General features: G+C 37.3%; 2 protein-coding genes. Both read right to left on the bottom strand.

From position 1 onward, the window contains the following. Window positions 1-39 precede the first annotated feature (39 nt). Window positions 40-936 carry an IS3 family transposase gene (locus tag ACG72T_RS12515; RefSeq protein WP_395266468.1) on the bottom strand — a complete coding sequence of 299 codons (897 nt, stop codon included), beginning with the start codon at window positions 934-936 and terminating at the stop codon, window positions 40-42. Next, the coding region (locus tag ACG72T_RS12510) for a transposase (RefSeq protein WP_395266466.1) at window positions 936-1,398 on the bottom strand (463 nt) is incomplete at its 5' end. The genes ACG72T_RS12515 and ACG72T_RS12510, both read right to left, overlap by 1 nt.

The following is a 1,398-nucleotide window of genomic DNA, read 5'->3' as shown; positions in this document are numbered from 1 at the left end:
TGAAGTGCAACACAAAAGTTAGACAAAATTGAATAATTTTTAAGCTACCAAGGCATGCTCCCTGTATTCACGGGGAGTCATGCCTTTTGTTTTTCTTGAAACTCTTTGATCATTAAACCATTTGACGTATTCTTTTGAAATCTCTTGAAGTTCTTCAATATTTTCGCAAGGCGGAAATCCATTAAGACATTCTGTTTTGTAGAGATGGAAGAAACTTTCAATTGGCGCATTATCTAGACAATTTCCCTTGCGAGACATACTTTGTACAAAATCATTTTCAGAGAGTTTATCAATATAATATTCTAATTGGTAATGCCAGCCCTGGTCAGAATGAATTGTTGGCATTGTTTCTTCTGGAAGAACCATTATGAGTTCATTTAGGGTATCCATAATCAATTCACTATTAGGACTATTACTCATTTGAAAGGCCAGGACTTCTTTACTTGCCTCATCTGTTATTGCAGAGATATAAGCCCATTTAGTATCTGCTAAGCGAACTTGTGTAACATCAGTGTGTAGAATTTTGAAGGGTACAGTTTCATCAAATTTTTGTTTTAAAACATTGGGAGCTACTTTTCCGACAGTACCTTTATATGAAGAGTACTTTCCGTTCTTATGTTGATTATAAAGACTCACTTGAACTCCTAATTCGCCCATTAAGCGACGCACTACGGCGTCGGCCACATGGATATTCAACTTAGCTAGTTCGTCATTTACACGTCTATAACCGAAGGTTAGACGTCCGCGCCATCTGCCTCTTTCTGCAATTTTCAATATCTCTACTTTGATGTCTTTATACTTATCTAGATGATTCTTGATGCGCTTACGTTCATCATGGTATGTAGCTTTCTTAAGACCAATAGCCTTAAGGATTTCACCGATTTTATATCGTTCTTTTTTGGGAAGGGACTCTTGTTCGACCCTGATCTGATCCACTATTTGCGTTTTTTCTCGCCCTTTGAGGTCCCGAACAGGGTCATTGATTTTTTTAAGATGTCATTCTCCAACTTTGTATCGTACAATTCCTGATTTTTCTTTGCCAGCTCTTCACGAAGTCGATCTACCTCGTTCTTATTTACCAATTTACGTAACTTCTTTTTATCATGTTTCACTTTAGATTTCCTGCCTTTCGGATGAGACTTCAAGGCTTCTATACCATACTGGTTGAAGGCCGTCCTCCAAAAGCTTATCTGACATGAATTAACATCAAATTTTGCGGACACTTCGGCTAAAGTTTCATCATGAGTTTGATAGTAGTTTATCACATCCATTTTGAATTCAGCCGTGAAATTTCTTTTAGTCCTTTTTCGTTTAAGCGCGTCTGCACCGCTTAAACGGTACTTTTGAATCCAAAAACTAACTTGTCGTTTGGATATATTATGTTTCTCCGCAAGATGA

Source organism: Companilactobacillus sp. FL22-1 (genome assembly GCF_043951805.1).
Lineage (GTDB): Bacteria > Bacillota > Bacilli > Lactobacillales > Lactobacillaceae > Companilactobacillus.
Note: the sequence above shows the minus strand (reverse complement) of the source record. Positions and strands in the feature narration are given on the sequence as shown.